This window comes from Cycloclasticus sp., from assembly GCA_040743155.1.
Lineage (GTDB): Bacteria > Pseudomonadota > Gammaproteobacteria > Methylococcales > Cycloclasticaceae > Cycloclasticus.
The window spans coordinates 99,364-118,141 of record JBFLJU010000001.1; the positions used below are offsets into that span (position 1 = coordinate 99,364).

Consider the following 18,778-nt stretch of genomic DNA (forward strand, 5'->3'; position numbering starts at 1 on the left):
GCCATGAGCTTATTGCTTGATGCCTTAAAGCAGGCGGAAGAAAATAAAAAAAAGGTAGCCGGCACGGCGCAGGTAACCTCAATACCTAGAGACTCTGCTGAGTTAACGTTAGAAGAGCAGGTTGTTTCGGCTAAGGTTAATGTCGAGGCGGTGCCAAACAGTTCAGTTGATTTACAGGTTGAGCCGGTTTCTATGGAGCAAGAAGAGGCGGTCAGCGTTGAAGCTAAGGTAACCGAACCGCTTGTAAAGAAAAAAACGCCGGCTAGCGCTATAAAGCCAGCGTCAGTTGATATCCTTTCCGTCGGCAAGAAACCAGTTAAAAATATAGGGTATAAAAAGATTGGTGCATTACTGGTGCTGCTGTTATTTACTGGTGTGGCTAGCTTGTTTCTGATCGATCAAGAAAGGTATCAGCAAGTGCCTTATAAGGATCAAGTCGCGGCGCAAAAGGCGGCAATGGCTAAACAGCTTGCGCCGACTAAAAAAGAGGCCGTTAACACTCCTGTTGTGGCTGCTGTTGTCGACATGGCCGATAGCAAAAAAGTGGATTCAGTTGCACTAATACAGAAGCCTGCTCAGGTTTCTTCGCCTGATGAAAATCCTAGCGCCATTCAAATTAAGAGACGCAGAACCTCATCAAGTTTGACCAATAAACTTAGCGAAGCTTACGCTGCATTGGTTGGGAATGAACTGGATCGAGCGGCTCGTCTTTATAACAGTGTATTGCAGAAGCGGCCTAATCAAGTGGATGCGTTATTAGGCTTGGCGAATATTGAGAGTCAAACCGATCAGGCGCAATCCGCACGAGCATTGTATGAGCGGGTGTTACGCGTGGACGGCGCAAACAGCATTGCGCAGATAGGCTTGCTGCAAACGTACAATCAGCAAGGTGCAGTTCAGCGACAGCAAGTGCTCGAAGAGCTGGTCGGAAAATACAGCAATAACCCCGAGGTGCATTTGGCGTTGGGTCACGCATTTGCGGAACAACTGAAGTGGGCAGCAGCGCAGAAATCATATTTCAAGGCATTTTCACTCAATCCAAATAACACGGTGTACGCCTACAATTTAGCGGTTAGTTTAGATAGGTTAGAGCAATATACCGCTGCAAAAACGTACTATCAAAAAACCTTGAACCTTAATAAGCAGTCAGCGAAGCCGCTGAGTTTAGAACGGGTGAATAATAGGTTAACGGAGTTAAGTGAAGTGTATGAGTGAGCTACAGCCAAAAAAAAGGATCGGTGATGAGCTGATTGATCGAGGTATTATTAGTCTGGATCAGTTAAAGATTGCTTTGCAGGAACAAAAGGTATCGAGCGGACAAATTGGTAAAATTTTAATTGATCTTGGTTTTATCACCGAGACATTATTAAAAGAAGTCTTGGGTGAGTCTCAAGGTGAAGACAGTATCGATCTGAATGAAGTGGTGCCGGATGCGGATGCTATCTCTTTTATTGATAAAAAGTTAGCGCAGCAGTTGAGAGTGTTGCCCTGTGACTTCAATGCAGACAGCAAAGTGTTACAGCTGGCAATGGCCGACACCTTTGATATTTTGGCGTTGGATAGAATTAAAGCGGTAATTCCGGCGGATATTACCGTGTCGCCCGTACTGGCTGGTGTAAAAGAGATTGAACGGAATATAGATCACTTTTATGGTTACGAGTTGTCGATTGATGGCATTCTTCGTGAAATTGAAACCGGCGAATTTGAAGAAGCCCAGCAGCGCATGGATTCGGCGGAGTATACGCACCCACTGGTTCGCTTGGTGGATGCCTTCTTAACGGATGCGGTTAAACGGGGTGCGTCGGATATTCATTTTGAACCGGAAGCGGGCTTTCTTCGAGTGCGTTATCGACTGGATGGCGTATTACATCAAATTAGGAGTTTGCATAATAAATATTGGCCTTCTATCGTTGTACGCTTGAAAGTAATGTCAAATATGAACCTGGCGGAAACAAGGGCACCGCAAGATGGGCGTATTCATTTGAAGGTTGCCGGTCACCCCATTGATTTTCGTGTGGCATCACAACCGACCATCCACGGTGAAAATTTTGTATTGCGAATTTTAGACCGCGATAAATCCATCGTTCCTCTGGATAGTTTAGACATTGCAGAAGATAACAAGCAGTTACTGAAACTTTTAATGGCCCGGCCAGAAGGCATTATTTTGGTAACGGGCCCAACGGGTAGTGGTAAAACGACGACCTTGTATTCGATGTTGAACCACTTGAATGATGAGTCCGTTAACATCATGACATTGGAAGACCCAGTTGAATACCCGATGGGATTAATTCGTCAAACATCAATCGGTATGTCGTCAAAAATGACGTTTGCCGATGGCATTCGCTCACTAATGAGGCAAGACCCAGATATCATTCTCGTCGGCGAAATGCGCGACCTAGAAACAGCAGAAATGGGTTTTAGGGCGGCTATGACGGGGCATCAGGTTTTCTCAACGCTACACACCAACTCTGCCATAGGCGCGTTCCCACGATTATTAGATATGGGCGTGTTGCCGGATGTTGTATCTGGCAACATCATAGGCCTTATTGGTCAACGACTGATTAGGAAGTTATGCCCTAAGTGCAAAGAACAAACTGCGATAACCGATATTGAGAAGCAATTGCTTGGCCCAGATGGTGAGCAAGTAACGCATTTAGCGACCGCAGTTGGTTGTGCATTTTGTCACCAGACGGGCTTTAAAGGACGAGTTGCCTTACTTGAGATTTTGAGAATGGATACAGACTTAGATGAGCTGATTGCACAAAAGTCGTCGCAAAGAGAGATCATCGAAATGGCCGAAGAGAAAGGCTTTAGAAGTTTAGTGAAAGATGGGATTCGACAAATATTGTCTGGGCATACGACTTTGAGTGAGCTGTCACGAGTGGTCGATTTAACGGCAGCGTTAAAATAAGATGGCGAACTATAACTACAAGGCAGTTAGAAGTGACGGCGTGGTTATAAAAGGTGCAATGGAGGCGTTACATATATTGGATTTAGAATCTCGTTTAGAAAAAACGGGCTGTGCGTTGATTTCTGCAAAAACGAAATCGTCAGGCCTTAATTTGTTGCAGAAAAATATAACGCGTCGTGATTTGATCGATTTCTTTGTCTATATGGAGCAAATGATCTTGGCGGGTGTGCCCATTGTGGCATCACTAGAAGACTTTAAGCAAGGCCTTGAGCCGTCAGAACTAAAAGAAGTTGTTGGCGAGTTGATTGAAAAAATAAACAGTGGCAGTACGTTATCGCATGCGATGGAAGGCTCAAAGAAAGTCTTTAGTAATCTAGTTGTTGAGCTAGTAAAAGTAGGTGAAAAAAGTGGTTTGTTAGCGACTATTTTTGGTGAAATAAAAGAAGCGCTTAAGTGGCAAGATGAGCTGATTACGCAAACCAAAAAGATCCTTATGTATCCCGCCTTTGTTGGTACGGTGGTATTTGCAGTGCTGTGTTTTATGATGATCTATCTAGTACCGCAGATGGTTGGCTTTATAGCGAATATGGGTGGTGAGTTGCCATTTCATACCAAGCTACTGATGGGGGTGTCTGATGTTTTTGTTAATTATTGGTATTTAATTATTTCATTGCCCGTCGTGTTCACAATAGCGATGAAAATAACGCTTAATAACAGTGAACGTGCGCGACTCTTGTTTGATAAAAATGTTCTGAAGGTTCCTGGACTTGGTTCTGTGTTAAAGAAAATAATTTTGGCTAGGTTTACCTCAAACTTTGCACTGTTATATCGTTCGGGTATTGGCGTTCTTGAGGCGCTTCGGATTACTAAAGGTGTGGTGGGCAATGCTTATGTAAAACAGGAAATTGAATTTATTCATGACCAAGTGACAGAAGGTACGGGTATTTCTGATGCGTTTGCAAGAACACAGTTATTTCCTCAATTAGTCATGCGAATGATTCGGGTGGGAGAGCAAACAGGGGCGCTTGATAAATCATTAGTCAACGTGAGTTATTTCTTCAATAGGGATGTTGAGGATTCGATTGAGAAGCTGCAAAGCATGATAGAGCCGGCAATGACGGTTATCTTAGGGCTGATATTGGGCTGGGTGATGATGTCAGTACTTGGGCCAATTTATGACTTGATTGGCAATCTGGAATTGTAATGCAGGTAAAACACGTACTTTATTTGTCCGATGTGTCACTTATTTTCTGTGAGATAGACAGCGCCGGCCTGAAGTCTATTTTCACGCACTCATTAACTGATGCGGACTATATTGATAAATTTCAACGTTTTTTAGCAAAGCATCAGCCCGAATCGTTTAGCATTTTCCTCGATGTAATGGGGGAAGAGTTCAAGCACGAAAAAATCCCACATATCGGCGGGAAAGACCGTGAGTTACTGCTAGACAGAAAGTGTAAAGGCCTATTCGCTAACGCGAACCTAACGTGGCGCAAGCATCTTTATAGAGAAAAGACGGGGCGTAAAGACGATGTTTACCTGTTAATAAGCGTTCCTTTGCCCTCGGCAGTCGAACATGTTTTTGACGCCCTTATGCAGATGAAACAAAAAGTATCGGGTGTTTATTCGGCGTCAATTCTTGAGCGGGATTTACTGAGCGCTTTACCAACGTCGCCACAAAGCTTAACTGTTTCGAGGATATTAGGTAGTTCGCCAGGTAAAAAACTGTATCGTCAAACGTTTATGAAAGAGGGTGAACTGCTGATGAGTCGTGTAACGTCCATTAGCGGTGAAACTCATGAGCAAGTCTTTCCTCAGTTGCTTAGTGAAGTTGAGAGGATGAGGCATTTCTTAAGTGGAACAAGGCAATTAGATTCAAGGCAGAAACTGGATGTCTTGTTGGCGCTTGATGATGCCGAATCAGCGCAGTTGTTACAGCAGCAAGCAGATAACGATAAAGTAAACATGTCGGCTGTCAGCTTAGATGGCATAGCAAAAAACAAAAAACTAGGAAGTCATGGCTCATTTTCGAGCTTAGCTGAATTATTGTTGGCGTACGTTTCGCTCAAACATGTAAAACCACATTTCAAGCCTGCAGGCCTGTGTGATTCGTTTCAAACCAAGCATGCGAAAGGTTTTGTTCGTTGGTGTTCGGCGGGCTTGCTCGTGTTATCGATAGTGGCTGCATCGGTGATTATTTTTTTAGCGAAGAGTGAGCAAGCGAAAGTCGATGCTTTGCAAGCGGGTGTGGCGCAATTAGAAAGCCATAAAGACGTATTATCGGCTAGCGCTCAAGTAACGGAGCTTGAGCCGCGCCTAATGAAGCAAATCGTAGACTTGCATCAGTTGCTTAGCCTGTATCAATACGGGCCTGATCGTGTGCTAAGCGTTTTATCGCGTGCTTATGCTGGTTTTAATACCATCTCATTGCTTGAACTTAGTTGGGTAAAAGGCAAACAAGATAAACAGCGTCGTAGAGGCAAGAATAGCGGTCCGTTCACGAATAAACTTAAGGAACTAAGGAAATTTAAGCTGAAGGTCGGCCTGCCTGCTAGCTTAGGGAACCGAGTGATTTTAGACAGAGTGAGTGACTTTTCGGATGCCCTAATGGAGCAGCCAGAAATACAACAAGTAACACGCGAAATGGCAGCGATTGATACCAGTGCCAAAGCACAAATAGCTGAAACCTTGGGAGAGGGTGCCTCTTTGAAGCGGCCCGTAGAATTTACGTTGCTAATTACGATGGGGTTATCGTGAAAATGGCGGGTCATTCATTCATAAAAAAATTGAAAGTTGAACTACTACAGTTAATTGGCGTTATGACGCTCTCAGCTTTTATCCTGACATTAAGCCTCTTTTATATGGGCAATATTGATGAGCAAATGCTGAGAGTTTTAGCTAAGCAAGGCCAGCTGAATGGGGATATTGATCGTTTAATGGAAGACGAGGCGATACTGAATGAGATTGGTGATAGTTTTTCGGCGTTGAAAGTAAAAGGGTTTTACGGAGAGGAAGACAGGCTTGCTTGGACGGAGGTTTTAAAACAGCTGTCGGAGGAATTAACATTGCCTAATTTTAAATATTCGATAGCCCCTCAGCGGGAGGTGTCTAATATTGGTTCGGGTTTCCAATCTAGGCTAGGGCTGTCTGAAAGCATGATGAGCATCGAAGCAGACCTTTTGCATGAAGGTGATTTTGTAACGATTGCCCAGCAATTATCGGATTTTGCGCCGGGTGTTTTTCGCGTAAAAGAGTGCAAAATGACCAAAGGCGACGTTATTTCATTCCATCAGATAAAAAGAAACGTGGGTATCAGCTGTTCATTAGCGTGGTATACCGTCAAACCATTTGTCTCAAGAGAGGTAAATAAATGAGAGCAGTTAATAAGTACCTAATGACAGCTTTCCTTTGCTTTATATCGTTGCAGGCGCATGCGTTTGGTGACTTCTTTACCACTGCGCTTCAGCGTCACGCGCTAGATGCGATGCGTGAACGAGGTGGTATAGAAACACCAGCAGCTAAGCCGCAAACAAAAGTATTGAAGGTCAATGGTTTTTATTTCAAGAGCCATGATAAACGTGAGAAAGGGGTTGTCTGGGTCAATGGTCAGCGAGTGAATCCAGATGATGCCATTAATGGCATTCTAGTAAAGAAACTAAGCGAAAAAGAGCAAACATTAAACATGGCTATTGATGGCAATGAGCGCTTGTTACCGTTTAAAGCCGGTCAGAAGATGTACCTTGATGATCATAAAGTTGTCGATGCCTATCAATAAATATTTGTTATGAATGTTAATACGCAGATGAGCAATAGAATGAACAACAAGCAGGGTGGTGCTGCATTGTTGATTCTAATGCTTATATTGGCGCTAACGATATCTACCGTTTTGGTGACAGGAGCAGGTAGAAAAGATAATACGGTTAAGCGAGATCAAGTATCGAGCGAGGCATTGGCTAAGGCTAAAGGTGCATTAGTGGGTTACGCATACCGCAACGATGGCGCGTTACCTTGTCCGGATTCTACTGGTAATGGGCTTGGGGATTCATGCTCAACTGCAGAAGGTTGGTTGCCGTGGCAAGCGCTAGGCGTTAAACCGTTAAGGGATGGTGATGGCGCATGTTTGCGTTATGCGGTGTCGGCAGCTTACGAGGGTGTGGCGCCTGCGAGTTTGGTGGACGGTGACTTTGAAATCCAAGATGTTAATAATAATACGCGTGATACAGGGATAGTTGCTGTTGTATTAGCGCCATTAGAGGCGCTATCGGGACAATTGCGAGGCATGGGAAGTGGCAGTAACAGTGTGTGTGGCAGTACGGATTCTTCGGCACAGAAGAATGATGCCGTGAATTATTTGGATATCATCAGTGGGGTTAATAATGCAGCCAGTAACCCGACTGTTTTTATACAGGCGGATAAGGCTGATGCGTTTAACGATGTCTCTATATGGCTCAGTACAACGGATATAACAGGCTCTATCGTGGTGGTCGCTTCGTGTGATGCTGGCTATACATTAATTAACGGTGTCTGTGAGCTTATACAGTCATGTGATACGGGGTATAGCCTTAATGAGGATGGAGAGTGCGTCGACGACATATATGGCTGCTTAGTAACAGAGGCGCCTAACAATGGTGGGCAATGTAAGAATATTGTGTGTGATGAAGGCTATACCGCTAATAATGGTGGTCAATGTATAGCGGATAATAACGGAAACGGAAACGGAAACGGAAATGGAAATGGAAATGGGTAAGGGAAGAAATAGAAGATGAAACCTAGAAAGGAGCTATTCTGCGTTCGGAAAATAAAGGGCTTTACTTTGGTTGAAATAGCCATTGTATTATTGGTTTTTGGCTTAGTGATTGGGGGGCTGATGGGGCCTTTGCAAGTACAGCTAGAAAGCTTGGATAGGAAAGCGACAGTGAAAGAAATCGGGCTAATTAAAGAATCGATAGTTGGCTTCGCAATAAGAAATGGGCGGCTTCCGTGTCCTGACACAGATAGCGATGGTGCAGAAGATATGTCAGGCTCTGCTTGTACGCAGGTTTATGGTAACGTCCCTTGGGCCACACTGGGCGTGGGAATAATGGACGGTTGGAAAAGACCTTTCACTTATCGTGTTGACACAACCTATGCCGATACAACGGATGGTTCAGGTTGTGCGGATGATGATACGGCTGGCGTATCGTTTGAAATATGTTCGGCAGGTGATATTAGTGTATTGGATAGTCAAGGTGGTAATGCCGTTGCATCTAATTTGCCTGCGATAATCGTTTCACACGGTAAAAACTGGGCGCAAGCGACAGGTAATGATGAAGGTGAGAATACGGATGACGATGCCATTTTTGTTGACAAGACGTATGCGAGTGGTGGCAGTAATAACTACGACGATATTGTAGATTGGGTCAATTTAAATAATTTGATTGCAAAAATGGTGGCAGCAAAAAAGTTACCCTGACGCTAAACTTAAAGTTAGGCTTGTAACTTATTATTATTACGCTATATTTTGTCAGTGAATATAAGCTTTGATGGATAAAATAAAAACTAGGGAATTGGGATGAACAATATAAATAAACAAAATGGATTTACACTAGTAGAAATAGCAATTGTATTGGTGATTATTGGTTTACTACTAGGCGGTGTTCTTAAGGGGCAGGAAATGATTAAGAATGCTGAGATTCGTAATGTGATTACTGATGTTAGTGGTGTTACAACGGCGCTGTACGCGTATAGAGATCGTTATAACGCGATTCCTGGGGATGACCTTCTTGGTGTGACGCATACTGGTGTAGCCAGCAGTAATGGCGATGGTAATGGAGCGATTGCGAATGGCTCAGGCGGCACCCCTGCAGAAGAAACAAACTTCTTTGCTCACCTAAGAGCCGTTAACCTGCTGACCGGCAGTGGAACAACGTTACCAAGCCACTCTTTAGGTGGGACGTTGACTGTCGCTAATGGGACTAATGGATTATCCGGAAATGTTGTCTGTGCGAGTGGGGTTGATGGAGCTGACGCGCTAATTGTAGATACGAAAGAAGATGATGGTGTTTACAATACGGGAACTGTCCGTAGTGATGGATCGGCTGCGTATGCATCGGGAACGGCGGTATCACTTTGTTTTGAAATGTAGTAAAAACTGATTTATGACGACCTTCCCATTACCGAGCGTTATGGGAAGGTTTTTTTATGAAATAAAATAATGAAAAAACAAATATCAAATCGACGTAACGAGAAACGGCTTCATTTGCCAGATGTGCAAATAAAGGTGCGTAAATTATCGCTGGGTATAAATGCCTCTTTTGTTGAGTGTTTACCCATTGATGTAAGCCAGAATGGTTTGGCGTTTGCATCGGATGAGTTGAGTTTTGATTTGTTGCAAAAGATTTATATTGAGCTGTCTGTTGGTCATCGGAAAATTGAAGGCAAGGCGCTTATTTGTCATATCGTAGAAAAAGATGATGTGACTCAATACGGCGTATTGTTTATTGATGTTGCGCCTTCAGTTGAAGAGACGCTTAGCCTCGAAACGCTGTCATCTGTTCGTGTGAAGGATTTTTCTGCTGGCATCGCCGACAATATGGTATTAAAGCTTCGCCAAAACGCGGACCATAAGCGTTTAAAAAAGGCCCAAATACATTTATTTGACGGTGTGAATGCCTTTAAATCACGTTTGATTGAACTGCTTAAAGATGATGTGGATGGACAAGGTCATTCATACCAATTAGACACATTGTTTGAATTTGATACCCAGGCGATGTCAATCACGGTGCCGATGAAAGATACTGAAGGGACTTCTTTAACGCGTTGTACGATTAAACCAGTACTGGTACGTGGTCAGAAAAAGGTCGTGTTTGAAACAGACGCGGGCCGTGAGTTTGGTAACTTATTTGATGTGCTACAAGAAATAAGCGATACCTTCCAATGGATGCTATCTGAACAAGCTTAGTGCCTTGAGTATCTAGTCCGTAGTTTCTTGATAATGCAAGTGCTGACAAAAAGCCGGTATCGCAGGTTACTTTAAAACTTTCATCTGTCGTTGAGCTACAAAAGAAACGGCCAGTTTTTAGCGATGATTTTCCTGTATTTGGATGCGTTTAAACGAAGACGATGCAACGATTTTTATACACTAATACTTCGTGTTGAAGGTGGTGTCTGATCGCGCGGGATAAGACAATTTTCTCGTTGTCTTGACCTTTGCGTTTTAAATCGTCAACGTTGTCGTTATGCCTGATGCGCACGATGTCTTGCTCGATGATAGGGCCTGCATCAAGTTCAGTGGTGACGTAGTGGCTTGTTGCGCCAATAATTTTTACGCCCCTTTCATGAGCTGAATGGTACGGTTTAGCGCCAGGGAATGCCGGTAGGAATGAATGGTGAATATTAATAACCTGATGAGGGTAATGATCAATAAAATTAGCGCTTAATATTTGCATATAACGCGCGAGCACAATGGTATCGACTTGATGCTCTGCCAGTAAATTAAGCTGAGTTTGTTCTTGTTGCTGTTTATTGTCGGCGGTTATCGGTAGGTGATGAAACGCAATGCCCGCGTTTTCAGCGAGAGACCGGTAGTCTTGATGGTTACTGATGATTAGAGGAATTTCAACGTTCCACTCGCCCGATTGGTAGCGAGATAAGATGTCGAATAAACAGTGCCCGTGTTGTGAAACAAACAGCGCTAATCGGGGTTTAATATCAGAAAAGGCGATTTGCCAGTTCATATTAAGCGTTGAACCAACTTGCTGGGCAAAGGCTTGTTGAATGGAGTCACGTTGAATGGCGAAGTGCTCGAGCTGCCACTCAACGCGCATAAAGAAGTGCTTATCATCGGTATCAACGTGCTGTTCCAAATCAACAATATTGCCATTGTTTCGTGACAGAAAGTCAGTCACTTTTGCGATGATGCCCGGTTGGTCAGGGCACTCTGCCAACAATATAGCGGATGCTTGATTATGCGATGTCATTTTTGTTCTAGTCTGTAGGGAGCGTTGGTGTGAAGCTCATATTGTGGAGTAATTGCAATGTTTTATGGGTGCGCTCCGCTAGAGAGACCTCATCATAGGGTTTTGCGTCAACGTAACCCCACACTGGGTTTGGCCATGCGGCATCTTTTTTATAACGCACGATATGGTGAAGGTGTAATTGAGGCACCATATTGCCTAAAGCAGCGATGTTCATTTTGTCAGCAGTAAAGGCTTTACTTAAAGCATGACTGAGTTGTAATGATTCATGTTGTAATTTTTGTTGATCGATAAGGCTGAGTTGAAAAGCCTCACTAATGCCCGCTTCTCTTGGTACAAGTATGTACCACGGGTAATTCGCGTCTTTGCTCAGCAATAATGCGCACAGAGGAAAGTCTCCAAGGTAATGGCAGTCCTCAGCGAGTCTAGGGTGTAGTTCAAATTGCATTGTTAATCGGCCTCTCGTTTCCAATGTCCAGATTTACCGCCTTTTTTCTCAAGCAAGCGAACGCCCTGTATTGTCATGCCGCGATCAACGGCTTTGCACATATCGTAAATCGTTAGTAAAGCAACTTGTGTCGCGTTCAGTGCTTCCATTTCAACACCTGTTTTACCCGAGGTGGTGACGGTCGTTTGGCAAACAATGCGGTTGTTGTTGGTATCGGGCTCGAGTTTTATATCCACGTGGGTAATGGGGAGTGGGTGGCATAAAGGCACCAAGTCGGCGGTTTTCTTACTGGCCATAATGCCTGCGATACGGGCAATGCCAAGCACGTCACCTTTTTTATTATCACCATCAATCACACGTTGCAGTGTGGCGGCGTCCATTTCAATAAACCCCTCTGTTATTGCAGTACGGTCTGTGTCGGCCTTTGCGCTAATGTCTACCATATGGGCGTCGCCGGCGGCGTTAAAGTGTGTGAGCTCTGACATATCTAGTGACTTTCTTTGTTTGTTAGCGTGGTAATATGTTGAATTATGACACATTCAAATAGCGAGATGTACGGAGAAATCATGCCGATAAAAGTACTTTATTTTGCCAGTTTAAAAGAGATATTTGGGCGAAGCGAAGAGCAGCTCAGTGTGGAAGGGTTGACGACGGTTGGGGATGTTTGGAAGCGCGTTAGCGCGGGCCATAAAATATCACAGCAAGTTTTATATTCGGTTAATCAAGAATACGCCCAAGCAGATTCTATTGTTAAAGTGGGTGATGAAGTGGCTTTTTTTCCTCCTGTAACCGGCGGTTAAGATGATTAAAGTAACCGACAGTGAGTTTGACCCTTGGCATGAGCTGTCCACGTTCCAGCGTGAAATGAGGCGGGATGGTGAATTTGGTGCATGCGCTAATTTTATTGGCACGATGCGTGATATGAACGAGGGTGATTTGATCAACGGGATGGTGCTTGAGCATTACCCAGGGATGACTGAGAAGCACCTAGAGAAGATAGTGCAGGCAGCGAAAGAACAGTGGGATCTGTTAGAGGCTTTGGTGATTCATCGGGTCGGTGAGTTGTTGCCGAACGACCCCATTGTATTAGTGGCAGTATGGTCGGCACACCGTAAAGACGCTTTTGAGGCCAGTCGTTTTATTATGGAAGATTTAAAGAGCAAAGCACCTTTCTGGAAAAAGGAAAGTCTACGTGCGAGCGATCAGCAGACAGAAAAAAACCGCTGGGTTGCAAAAAACACCAGCGGTTACTAACCGGAATTGTCAGTTTTTAGAAACGAGGCTTGTCGTCGGTAGCTTCGTAGCGTTCGACACTTTCCATGATTTCTTTTGCAGCGCCTTCGACACCTTCCCAGCCTTCAATTTTTACCCATTTACCAGACTCTAAATCTTTGTAATGTTCAAAGAAGTGAGAAATTTGGTTTAAAACAATGGCCGGAATGTCTTTGTGAGATTTTACGTCATCATAAAGCGGTGTTAATTTTGACACGGGGACGGCTAATACTTTCGCATCTTCACCGGCTTCGTCAGTCATTTTTAGCACGCCAATGGGGCGACAACGAATCACAGAACCGTTCATTAATGGGACTGGAGTAATAACTAAAACGTCAACAGGGTCGCCATCATCAGATAACGTGTGTGGCACATAGCCGTAGTTGCAAGGGTAGTGCATCGCTGTGCCCATGAAACGGTCTACGAATAATGAGCCTGACTCTTTATCGACTTCATATTTAATAGGATCAGCATGTGAGGGTATTTCAATAATGACGTTAATGTCGTGGGGTAAGTCGTTTCCTGACGGGACTAAATTAAGGCTCATATTATTTCCTATGTTTTATATTTTATAATTGCTGTGCTGCATTATACAGGGGTGCGCTAAATTAATTAAATTTTATACTTGCACCATTCTTATAGGCAGGTTAAAAAAGACGAGTTGTTGTATTTTTGTGTGAATTAAAAATTCTAGATCAATAAAAAAACATCGGGAGAAAAACATGGAGTTGAGTCATTTATTGCCCCCTATCATAGGGTGTTTTGGTTTATACGCAGCCAAGTATGTGTACGGCTTAGTGATGAAGTACCCAGAAGGTGAAGGAGCGGTAGCGAAAATTGCTGAGCAGATCCATCTAGGTGCGATGGTTTTTATGAAGCGCGAATATAAAATGCTGGCTAATGTTGCCGCTGTATTATTTGTTTTAACCTTTATATTTTTGGGCTGGGCAACGGCGCTCTGTTTTTTGATTGGTGCCTTGGCATCGGGAGCGGCGGGCTACATTGGTATGAACACCGCGACTAAGGCGAATGTTAGAACCACCACGGCGGCCCACGTAGATGGCGCAGAGGCCGCGCTGTCGGTCGCTTTCTTCGGTGGTTCTATTATGGGTTTGGCGGTCGCGTCACTCGGTTTGATGGGGTTAGGTTTAATGTACCTGTTCTTTGGTAGCGACCCAGAAACCTCGCACGCGATTCATGGTTTTGCGATGGGCGCTTCAGTCGTGGCTCTTTTTTCACGAGTGGGTGGCGGGATTTTCACTAAAAGTGCAGATGTTGGCGCTGACTTGGTGGGTAAAATTGAAGCGGGTATTCCAGAAGATGATCCGCGAAATCCCGGTGTTATAGCCGATAACGTGGGTGACAATGTAGGCGATGTTGCTGGTATGGGGTCTGATATTTTTGAGTCTTATTGCGGCTCAATGATTGCGACGATTGCGATTGCATCAACCATGTCAGCTGTTTTATTGTCAGAGCTTGGTGCCCAATCAAGTTTAATGTTTTTACCCCTAGCATTAGCGTCTATCGGCTTACTTTGTTCGATAGGGGGAATCATCATTGTAAAAAAGAACGCATCAAAATCACCAGAAAAAGCACTACGCATGGGAACGATGGGGGCATCTTTACTATTTATTGTGGTGGCACTGTTGCTGATTTTAATGATGGACGTGAATACGTATGTCTGGATGGCCGTTTTAGCAGGAGCGGTGGGCGGCATTATTATTGGCCTTGTGACGGAATATTACACCGCTGGCGCGCCGGTTCAACATATAGCGAAATCGGGTGAAACGGGGCCAGCCACGGTGATGATTTCTGGACTAGCCGTGGGCATGCAATCAGTCGCCATACCTGTTTTTACTATTTGTGGAGTGATTGGAGTGGCTAGCCATTTTGCTAGTTTATACGGTGTGGGTATCGCGGCAGTTGGTATGTTGGCAACGGTTGGCATTACCATGGCCATTGATGCTTATGGTCCTGTGGCCGATAACGCGGGCGGCATTGCTGAGATGGGGGGCTTGGGTGAAGAAACGCGCAAGATCACCGATTCATTAGATGAACTAGGCAATACAACCGCCGCGATCGGTAAGGGCTTTGCGATTGGCGCGGCCGCATTGGCTGCGTTGGCCATCATTACTGCGTTTATTGAAACAGTGTCGGCACATGTGCCTGATTTTTCATTGGAGTTGAATGACCCGCAGGTATTAATTGGTTTGTTTATCGGTGGAGTTATTCCTTTTGTCATCGCGGCGCTGACGATGACAGCTGTTGGCGATGCGGCATTTGAAATGATCAAAGAGATTCGCCGTCAATTTAGAGAAATAGATGGCTTATTAGAAGGTACCGCAGAACCAGACACGGCTAGATGTATTGATATTGCGACAACAGCGGCACTTAAAAAAATGATCGTGCCGGGTGTTATTGCGATCAGTGCGCCACCGTTAGTTGGTTTTTTAATCAGCGCAGAAGCCTTAGGCGGCATGCTGTCTGGAGCTTTACTATGCTGCGTATTGATGGCGCTAATGATGGCTAATGCCGGTGGGGCGTGGGATAACGCAAAGAAATATGTTGAAAAAGGCAATCTCGGTGGTAAGGGCTCAGATACTCACACGGCTGTGGTGGTGGGCGATACCGTGGGTGATCCGTTTAAGGACACATCGGGTCCATCAATGAATATTTTGATTAACGTGATGGCGATTGTGAGCTTGGTCATCGCGCCTTTGCTGGGTTAAAGCGTTCTCGTAAACGATACAGATAAGGCAGCTGCATCAGCAGTTGCCTTTTTGTTTCTTAAACCCTTTGTTTTGTTAAAAATGTTGAAGAGCTATCTCCTATAATGCTTACTCCTAAAACTAATAATTTTTCGTATGTTGTCTTATCCAAATATTGACCCCGTTGCACTTTCTTTGGGAAGTCTGAAAATTCATTGGTATGGGTTAATGTATCTGGTGGGTTTTGCGGGCGCGTGGTGTTTAGGGCGTTTACGAGCAAAAAAAATAGGCTGGGATGCAGAGCAAATTGATGACTTAATTTTCTATGCCGCTATGGGTGTGGTCTTGGGTGGCCGGATTGGTTATGTGTTGTTTTATAACTTTCCAGCGTTTACCGATAACCCCCTTATTTTATTTAAAATTTGGCAAGGTGGCATGTCATTTCACGGTGGTTTGTTGGGCGTTATTATTGCCATGTTTTTGTTTGCTAAAAAGTATCAACACCGTTTCTTCGAAGTGACCGATTTTATTGTGCCATTGGTGCCAATCGGTTTAGGTGCGGGGCGTATAGGTAATTTCATCAATGGTGAGTTATGGGGCAAGCCAACTGATTTTGTTTTAGGTGTGTCGGTGCCAAATCTAGGTGTAGTACACCCTTCAAGCTTATATGAAGCGGCCTTAGAAGGCCTCGCGTTATTTATTATATTATGGCTTTACTCAAGTAAGCCAAGGCCGGTAATGGCGATATCAGGCTTGTTTTTAATAGGCTACGGGGTGTTTAGATTTGCCGTAGAATTTGTACGGCTCCCCGATGCCCACCTAGGTTATTTAGCGTTTGACTGGTTAACCATGGGGCAAATACTCACTACCCCTATGTTGTTACTAGGAGCAATCTTAATGTTTAAAGCCAATTCAAAAAAGGTCTAATAAATGAAGCAGTACTTAGAGTTAATGCAAGATATCCTCGATAATGGAACCGATAAAGAGGACAGAACGGGTACGGGCACGCGGTCTGTGTTTGGTCGGCAAATGCGCTTTGACCTGTCTAAAGGTTTTCCACTGGTTACGACTAAGAAGCTTCATTTGCGTTCCATTATTCATGAACTGTTGTGGTTTCTAAATGGTGATACGAATACCGGCTATTTAAAAGATAATGGCGTGAGTATTTGGGATGAATGGGCAAATGAAAAGGGTGATTTGGGCCCCGTCTATGGTCATCAATGGCGCTCTTGGCCAACGCCATCAGGTGATAGCATCGATCAGATGAGTGAGGTGCTAGAGCAAATAAGAAACACCCCCGACTCGCGGCGTTTGATAGTCAGTGCGTGGAATGTCGGCCAAATACCCGATATGGCGCTACCACCGTGTCATTTGTTATTTCAGTTTTATGTGGCAGATGGTCGTTTGTCGTGTCAACTGTATCAACGTTCAGCCGATTTTTTCCTCGGTGTTCCCTTTAATATTGCCAGTTATGCTTTGTTAACGTACATGGTCGCGCAACAAACGGGGCTGGAAGTGGGTGATTTTGTTTGGACTGGTGGTGATGTGCATTTGTATAGCAACCACTTCGAGCAAGCAAATTTGCAGTTATCGCGTGATACATTGGCGCTGCCTCAATTAAAGATTGCTCGCAAACCTGATACCTTGTTTGATTATAACTACGAAGATTTCGACATAGTCGGATATGAGTCACATGCTGGAATTAAAGCGCCGGTCGCAATTTGACGGTAAGTTAGATGGCGCTGGAATTGATTTAAATCAATTCCAGTCAATGTTAAACGAAAATCCCAAGCAATATCTGAGTATTCAACAATACTCCGTTTAAGAGTACTTGGGTGCAAAGTTCTCTGTGAATATACATAGGAACTTAAAATGAAACAGAACTTACCTGTCACGTCGAAAGAAGTGATCTTAACTGATGCTGACGAAATTATTTCTACCACCGATCTGAAGGGGCGAATTACCAGTGTGAATGATACGTTTGTGCGCGTATCAGGTTTTAGTCGTGAAGAGTTGATTGGTAAAAGTCATAATATGGTTCGTCACCCTGATATGCCGCCAGCTGCATTTCAAAATCTTTGGGGTGACCTTAAAGCGGATAAGCATTGGATGGGCGTTGTTAAGAATCGCTGTAAGAACGGTGGTTTTTATTGGGTTGATGCATTTGTTACACCTATTGTCGAAAACGGAGTAACGGTGGGGTATGAGTCAGTTCGTGTCAAACCGGCGTTGCAAACGCTAGAACGAGCTGAGGCGCTATATACAAGTTTAAATAATAGTCGTGCTAATCCGTTAAAGTCGGGTTTAGGTGTTCAAGTAACGTTATTGGGCTCGTTGATTATTATTGTCAGTTTGCTTTCGCTTACGGCTTATTTAACAGGTGCCTCAATGTTGCTCTTTTCGAGCGTCGCCGTTATATCTTGTGTTCTTGGTTATGCGGCTATTGCAGTTGCATTGAAGCCATTAAGTGTTGCGGCAAGGACAAGTAAGGCGATAGCGGATAATCATTTAATTCAATATTTATATACGGGCCGGACAGACAGTATTGGCCAGTTGCAATTTTCAAGTCTAATGCTTGAGGCGCGCTTGCGTACCATTGTCGGTCGGATAGAAGAGTCTTTTGCTAGTATAAGTAATGGGGTTTCTGGTTTAGCGGAGTCTTCGGAAAAAACCTACTCTGGTGTTCTGGTTCAACAACAACAAACGGAGTCTGTGTTAAATGCCATGAGCGAAATGAACCTTGCGGTTCAAGAGGTGGCGAATAATGCATCTAATACGTCAAATGCGACGACAGAGGTGTCGAGTAAAGTTAATGAGGCACAAGTGGTGTTATCTGGAACGATTGCAGCGATTGCTCAATTAGCCGATTCAATGGATGTATCAAGTGGCGTTATTCAACAGCTAGAGAGCGATAGTGATGAAATTAACGGTGTATTAGGTGTTATTCAAAGCATTGCTGAGCAGACAAATTTACTTGCCTTGAATGCGGCTATTGAAGCGGCAAGAGCTGGAGAGCATGGTCGGGGCTTTGCGGTGGTCGCAGATGAAGTTCGCTCGTTGTCCCTTCGAACGCAAGAATCAACGGTGGAAATTCAGCGAATTGTGGAGTTATTGCAGCAGCGCTCGCGCGATGCTGGGGTAGCGATGAAAAATGGTTTGAAACAAACGGCGCTGACAGTCGATAGCGCTCAAGAAACGCACCGGCATTTAGACGAGGTTGTTGTGGAAGTTGTAGCCATTGAAAGGATGAATTTCAGTGTTGCAGCCGCGGTTGAAGAGCAAAGCCAAGTGACCGCCTCGGTGATGAATAGCGTAGAACAAATAAGTGAATTAGCTCGAGAAAGCTCGGACCAGTCGGCCAGCGCAAAGGAGCTATGCGAGGATTTATCCAAAACGGCCAATGAAGTCCATGGTATGACGTTACGGTTTAAACAAGTAAAATAGGAGTGAAAAAACGGGTTATGCTATTCGCCCGTACTCTTTA

At 44.3% G+C, this 18,778-nt stretch carries 20 protein-coding genes; 16 read left to right on the top strand and 4 right to left on the bottom strand.

Annotation, left to right across the window (positions count from 1 at the left end; all coding sequences use genetic code 11):
• Window positions 1-3 precede the first annotated feature (3 nt).
• The 10 genes from AB1Y31_00445 (at window position 4) to AB1Y31_00490 (ending at window position 9,851) form a co-directional block, all read left to right on the top strand.
• Window positions 4-1,215: a tetratricopeptide repeat protein gene (locus tag AB1Y31_00445; protein MEW4981633.1), complete on the top strand. Its 1,212-nt coding sequence runs from the start codon at window positions 4-6 to the stop codon at window positions 1,213-1,215.
• Window positions 1,208-2,911: an ATPase, T2SS/T4P/T4SS family gene (locus AB1Y31_00450; protein MEW4981634.1), complete on the top strand. Its 1,704-nt coding sequence runs from the start codon at window positions 1,208-1,210 to the stop codon at window positions 2,909-2,911. The genes AB1Y31_00445 and AB1Y31_00450 overlap by 8 nt, the downstream gene beginning before the upstream one ends.
• 1 nt (window position 2,912) lies before the next feature.
• Window positions 2,913-4,115, top strand: a complete 1,203-nt coding sequence (locus tag AB1Y31_00455) for a type II secretion system F family protein (GenBank protein MEW4981635.1) — start codon at window positions 2,913-2,915, stop codon at window positions 4,113-4,115.
• On the top strand, window positions 4,115-5,668 hold the full coding sequence (locus tag AB1Y31_00460) for a hypothetical protein (protein ID MEW4981636.1): 1,554 nt from the start codon (window positions 4,115-4,117) through the stop codon (window positions 5,666-5,668). Before AB1Y31_00455 ends, AB1Y31_00460 begins: the two co-directional genes overlap by 1 nt.
• Window positions 5,665-6,285 carry a hypothetical protein gene (locus AB1Y31_00465; protein MEW4981637.1) on the top strand — a complete coding sequence of 207 codons (621 nt, stop codon included), beginning with the start codon at window positions 5,665-5,667 and terminating at the stop codon, window positions 6,283-6,285. Before AB1Y31_00460 ends, AB1Y31_00465 begins: the two co-directional genes overlap by 4 nt.
• Window positions 6,282-6,686 (top strand): hypothetical protein, encoded by a 405-nt coding sequence (locus AB1Y31_00470; protein MEW4981638.1) that lies wholly within the window; start codon window positions 6,282-6,284, stop codon window positions 6,684-6,686. Before AB1Y31_00465 ends, AB1Y31_00470 begins: the two co-directional genes overlap by 4 nt.
• Window positions 6,687-6,725: 39 nt before the next feature.
• Complete coding sequence (locus AB1Y31_00475; GenBank protein MEW4981639.1) at window positions 6,726-7,658, top strand: hypothetical protein; 933 nt, start codon at window positions 6,726-6,728, stop codon at window positions 7,656-7,658.
• 15 nt (window positions 7,659-7,673) lie between these two features.
• On the top strand, window positions 7,674-8,363 hold the full coding sequence (locus AB1Y31_00480) for a prepilin-type N-terminal cleavage/methylation domain-containing protein (protein ID MEW4981640.1): 690 nt from the start codon (window positions 7,674-7,676) through the stop codon (window positions 8,361-8,363).
• Window positions 8,364-8,462: 99 nt separating this feature from the next.
• Window positions 8,463-9,035, top strand: a complete 573-nt coding sequence (locus tag AB1Y31_00485) for a prepilin-type N-terminal cleavage/methylation domain-containing protein (GenBank protein ID MEW4981641.1) — start codon at window positions 8,463-8,465, stop codon at window positions 9,033-9,035.
• A gap of 69 nt (window positions 9,036-9,104) precedes the next feature.
• Window positions 9,105-9,851, top strand: a complete 747-nt coding sequence (locus AB1Y31_00490; GenBank protein MEW4981642.1) for a PilZ domain-containing protein — start codon at window positions 9,105-9,107, stop codon at window positions 9,849-9,851.
• A 148-nt stretch (window positions 9,852-9,999) separates the two neighbouring features.
• Here the strand turns inward: AB1Y31_00490 and purU are convergent, their stop codons facing one another.
• From purU to moaC, 3 genes are read right to left on the bottom strand one after another with little or no spacing between them, the layout of a single operon-like run.
• Window positions 10,000-10,869, bottom strand: coding sequence for a formyltetrahydrofolate deformylase (gene purU / locus AB1Y31_00495; GenBank protein MEW4981643.1), 870 nt, complete (start codon window positions 10,867-10,869; stop codon window positions 10,000-10,002).
• Window positions 10,870-10,876: 7 nt separating this feature from the next.
• Window positions 10,877-11,314, bottom strand: coding sequence for an HIT family protein (locus tag AB1Y31_00500; GenBank protein ID MEW4981644.1), 438 nt, complete (start codon window positions 11,312-11,314; stop codon window positions 10,877-10,879).
• 2 nt (window positions 11,315-11,316) lie between these two features.
• Entirely contained in the window at window positions 11,317-11,799 is a 483-nt protein-coding gene (moaC, locus tag AB1Y31_00505; GenBank protein ID MEW4981645.1) for a cyclic pyranopterin monophosphate synthase MoaC, read from the bottom strand.
• 81 nt (window positions 11,800-11,880) lie between these two features.
• On the opposite strand from moaC, the gene moaD reads away from it, so the two are divergent.
• Together moaD and AB1Y31_00515 are read left to right on the top strand one after the other, a co-directional pair.
• The gene (gene moaD / locus AB1Y31_00510) at window positions 11,881-12,114 is read left to right on the top strand and encodes a molybdopterin converting factor subunit 1 (protein MEW4981646.1); all 234 of its coding nucleotides are present in this window, start codon (window positions 11,881-11,883) and stop codon (window positions 12,112-12,114) included.
• Window position 12,115: 1 nt separating this feature from the next.
• Window positions 12,116-12,568, top strand: a complete 453-nt coding sequence (locus AB1Y31_00515) for a molybdenum cofactor biosynthesis protein MoaE (protein ID MEW4981647.1) — start codon at window positions 12,116-12,118, stop codon at window positions 12,566-12,568.
• Between the two features lie 16 nt (window positions 12,569-12,584).
• Here the strand turns inward: AB1Y31_00515 and ppa are convergent, their stop codons facing one another.
• On the bottom strand, window positions 12,585-13,133 hold the full coding sequence (gene ppa / locus AB1Y31_00520) for an inorganic diphosphatase (protein MEW4981648.1): 549 nt from the start codon (window positions 13,131-13,133) through the stop codon (window positions 12,585-12,587).
• A gap of 175 nt (window positions 13,134-13,308) precedes the next feature.
• On the opposite strand from ppa, the gene AB1Y31_00525 reads away from it, so the two are divergent.
• The 4 genes from AB1Y31_00525 to AB1Y31_00540 all read left to right on the top strand — a co-directional run bounded on the left by AB1Y31_00525 (window position 13,309) and on the right by AB1Y31_00540 (window position 18,738).
• A complete protein-coding gene (locus AB1Y31_00525; protein MEW4981649.1) occupies window positions 13,309-15,315 on the top strand; it encodes a sodium-translocating pyrophosphatase in 2,007 nt (668 codons plus the stop codon).
• 135 nt (window positions 15,316-15,450) lie between these two features.
• Window positions 15,451-16,221 carry a prolipoprotein diacylglyceryl transferase gene (gene lgt / locus AB1Y31_00530; protein MEW4981650.1) on the top strand — a complete coding sequence of 257 codons (771 nt, stop codon included), beginning with the start codon at window positions 15,451-15,453 and terminating at the stop codon, window positions 16,219-16,221.
• Between the two features lie 3 nt (window positions 16,222-16,224).
• On the top strand, window positions 16,225-17,019 hold the full coding sequence (gene thyA, locus AB1Y31_00535; protein MEW4981651.1) for a thymidylate synthase: 795 nt from the start codon (window positions 16,225-16,227) through the stop codon (window positions 17,017-17,019).
• A gap of 147 nt (window positions 17,020-17,166) precedes the next feature.
• Window positions 17,167-18,738: a PAS domain-containing methyl-accepting chemotaxis protein gene (locus tag AB1Y31_00540; protein ID MEW4981652.1), complete on the top strand. Its 1,572-nt coding sequence runs from the start codon at window positions 17,167-17,169 to the stop codon at window positions 18,736-18,738.
• Window positions 18,739-18,778 lie beyond the last annotated feature (40 nt).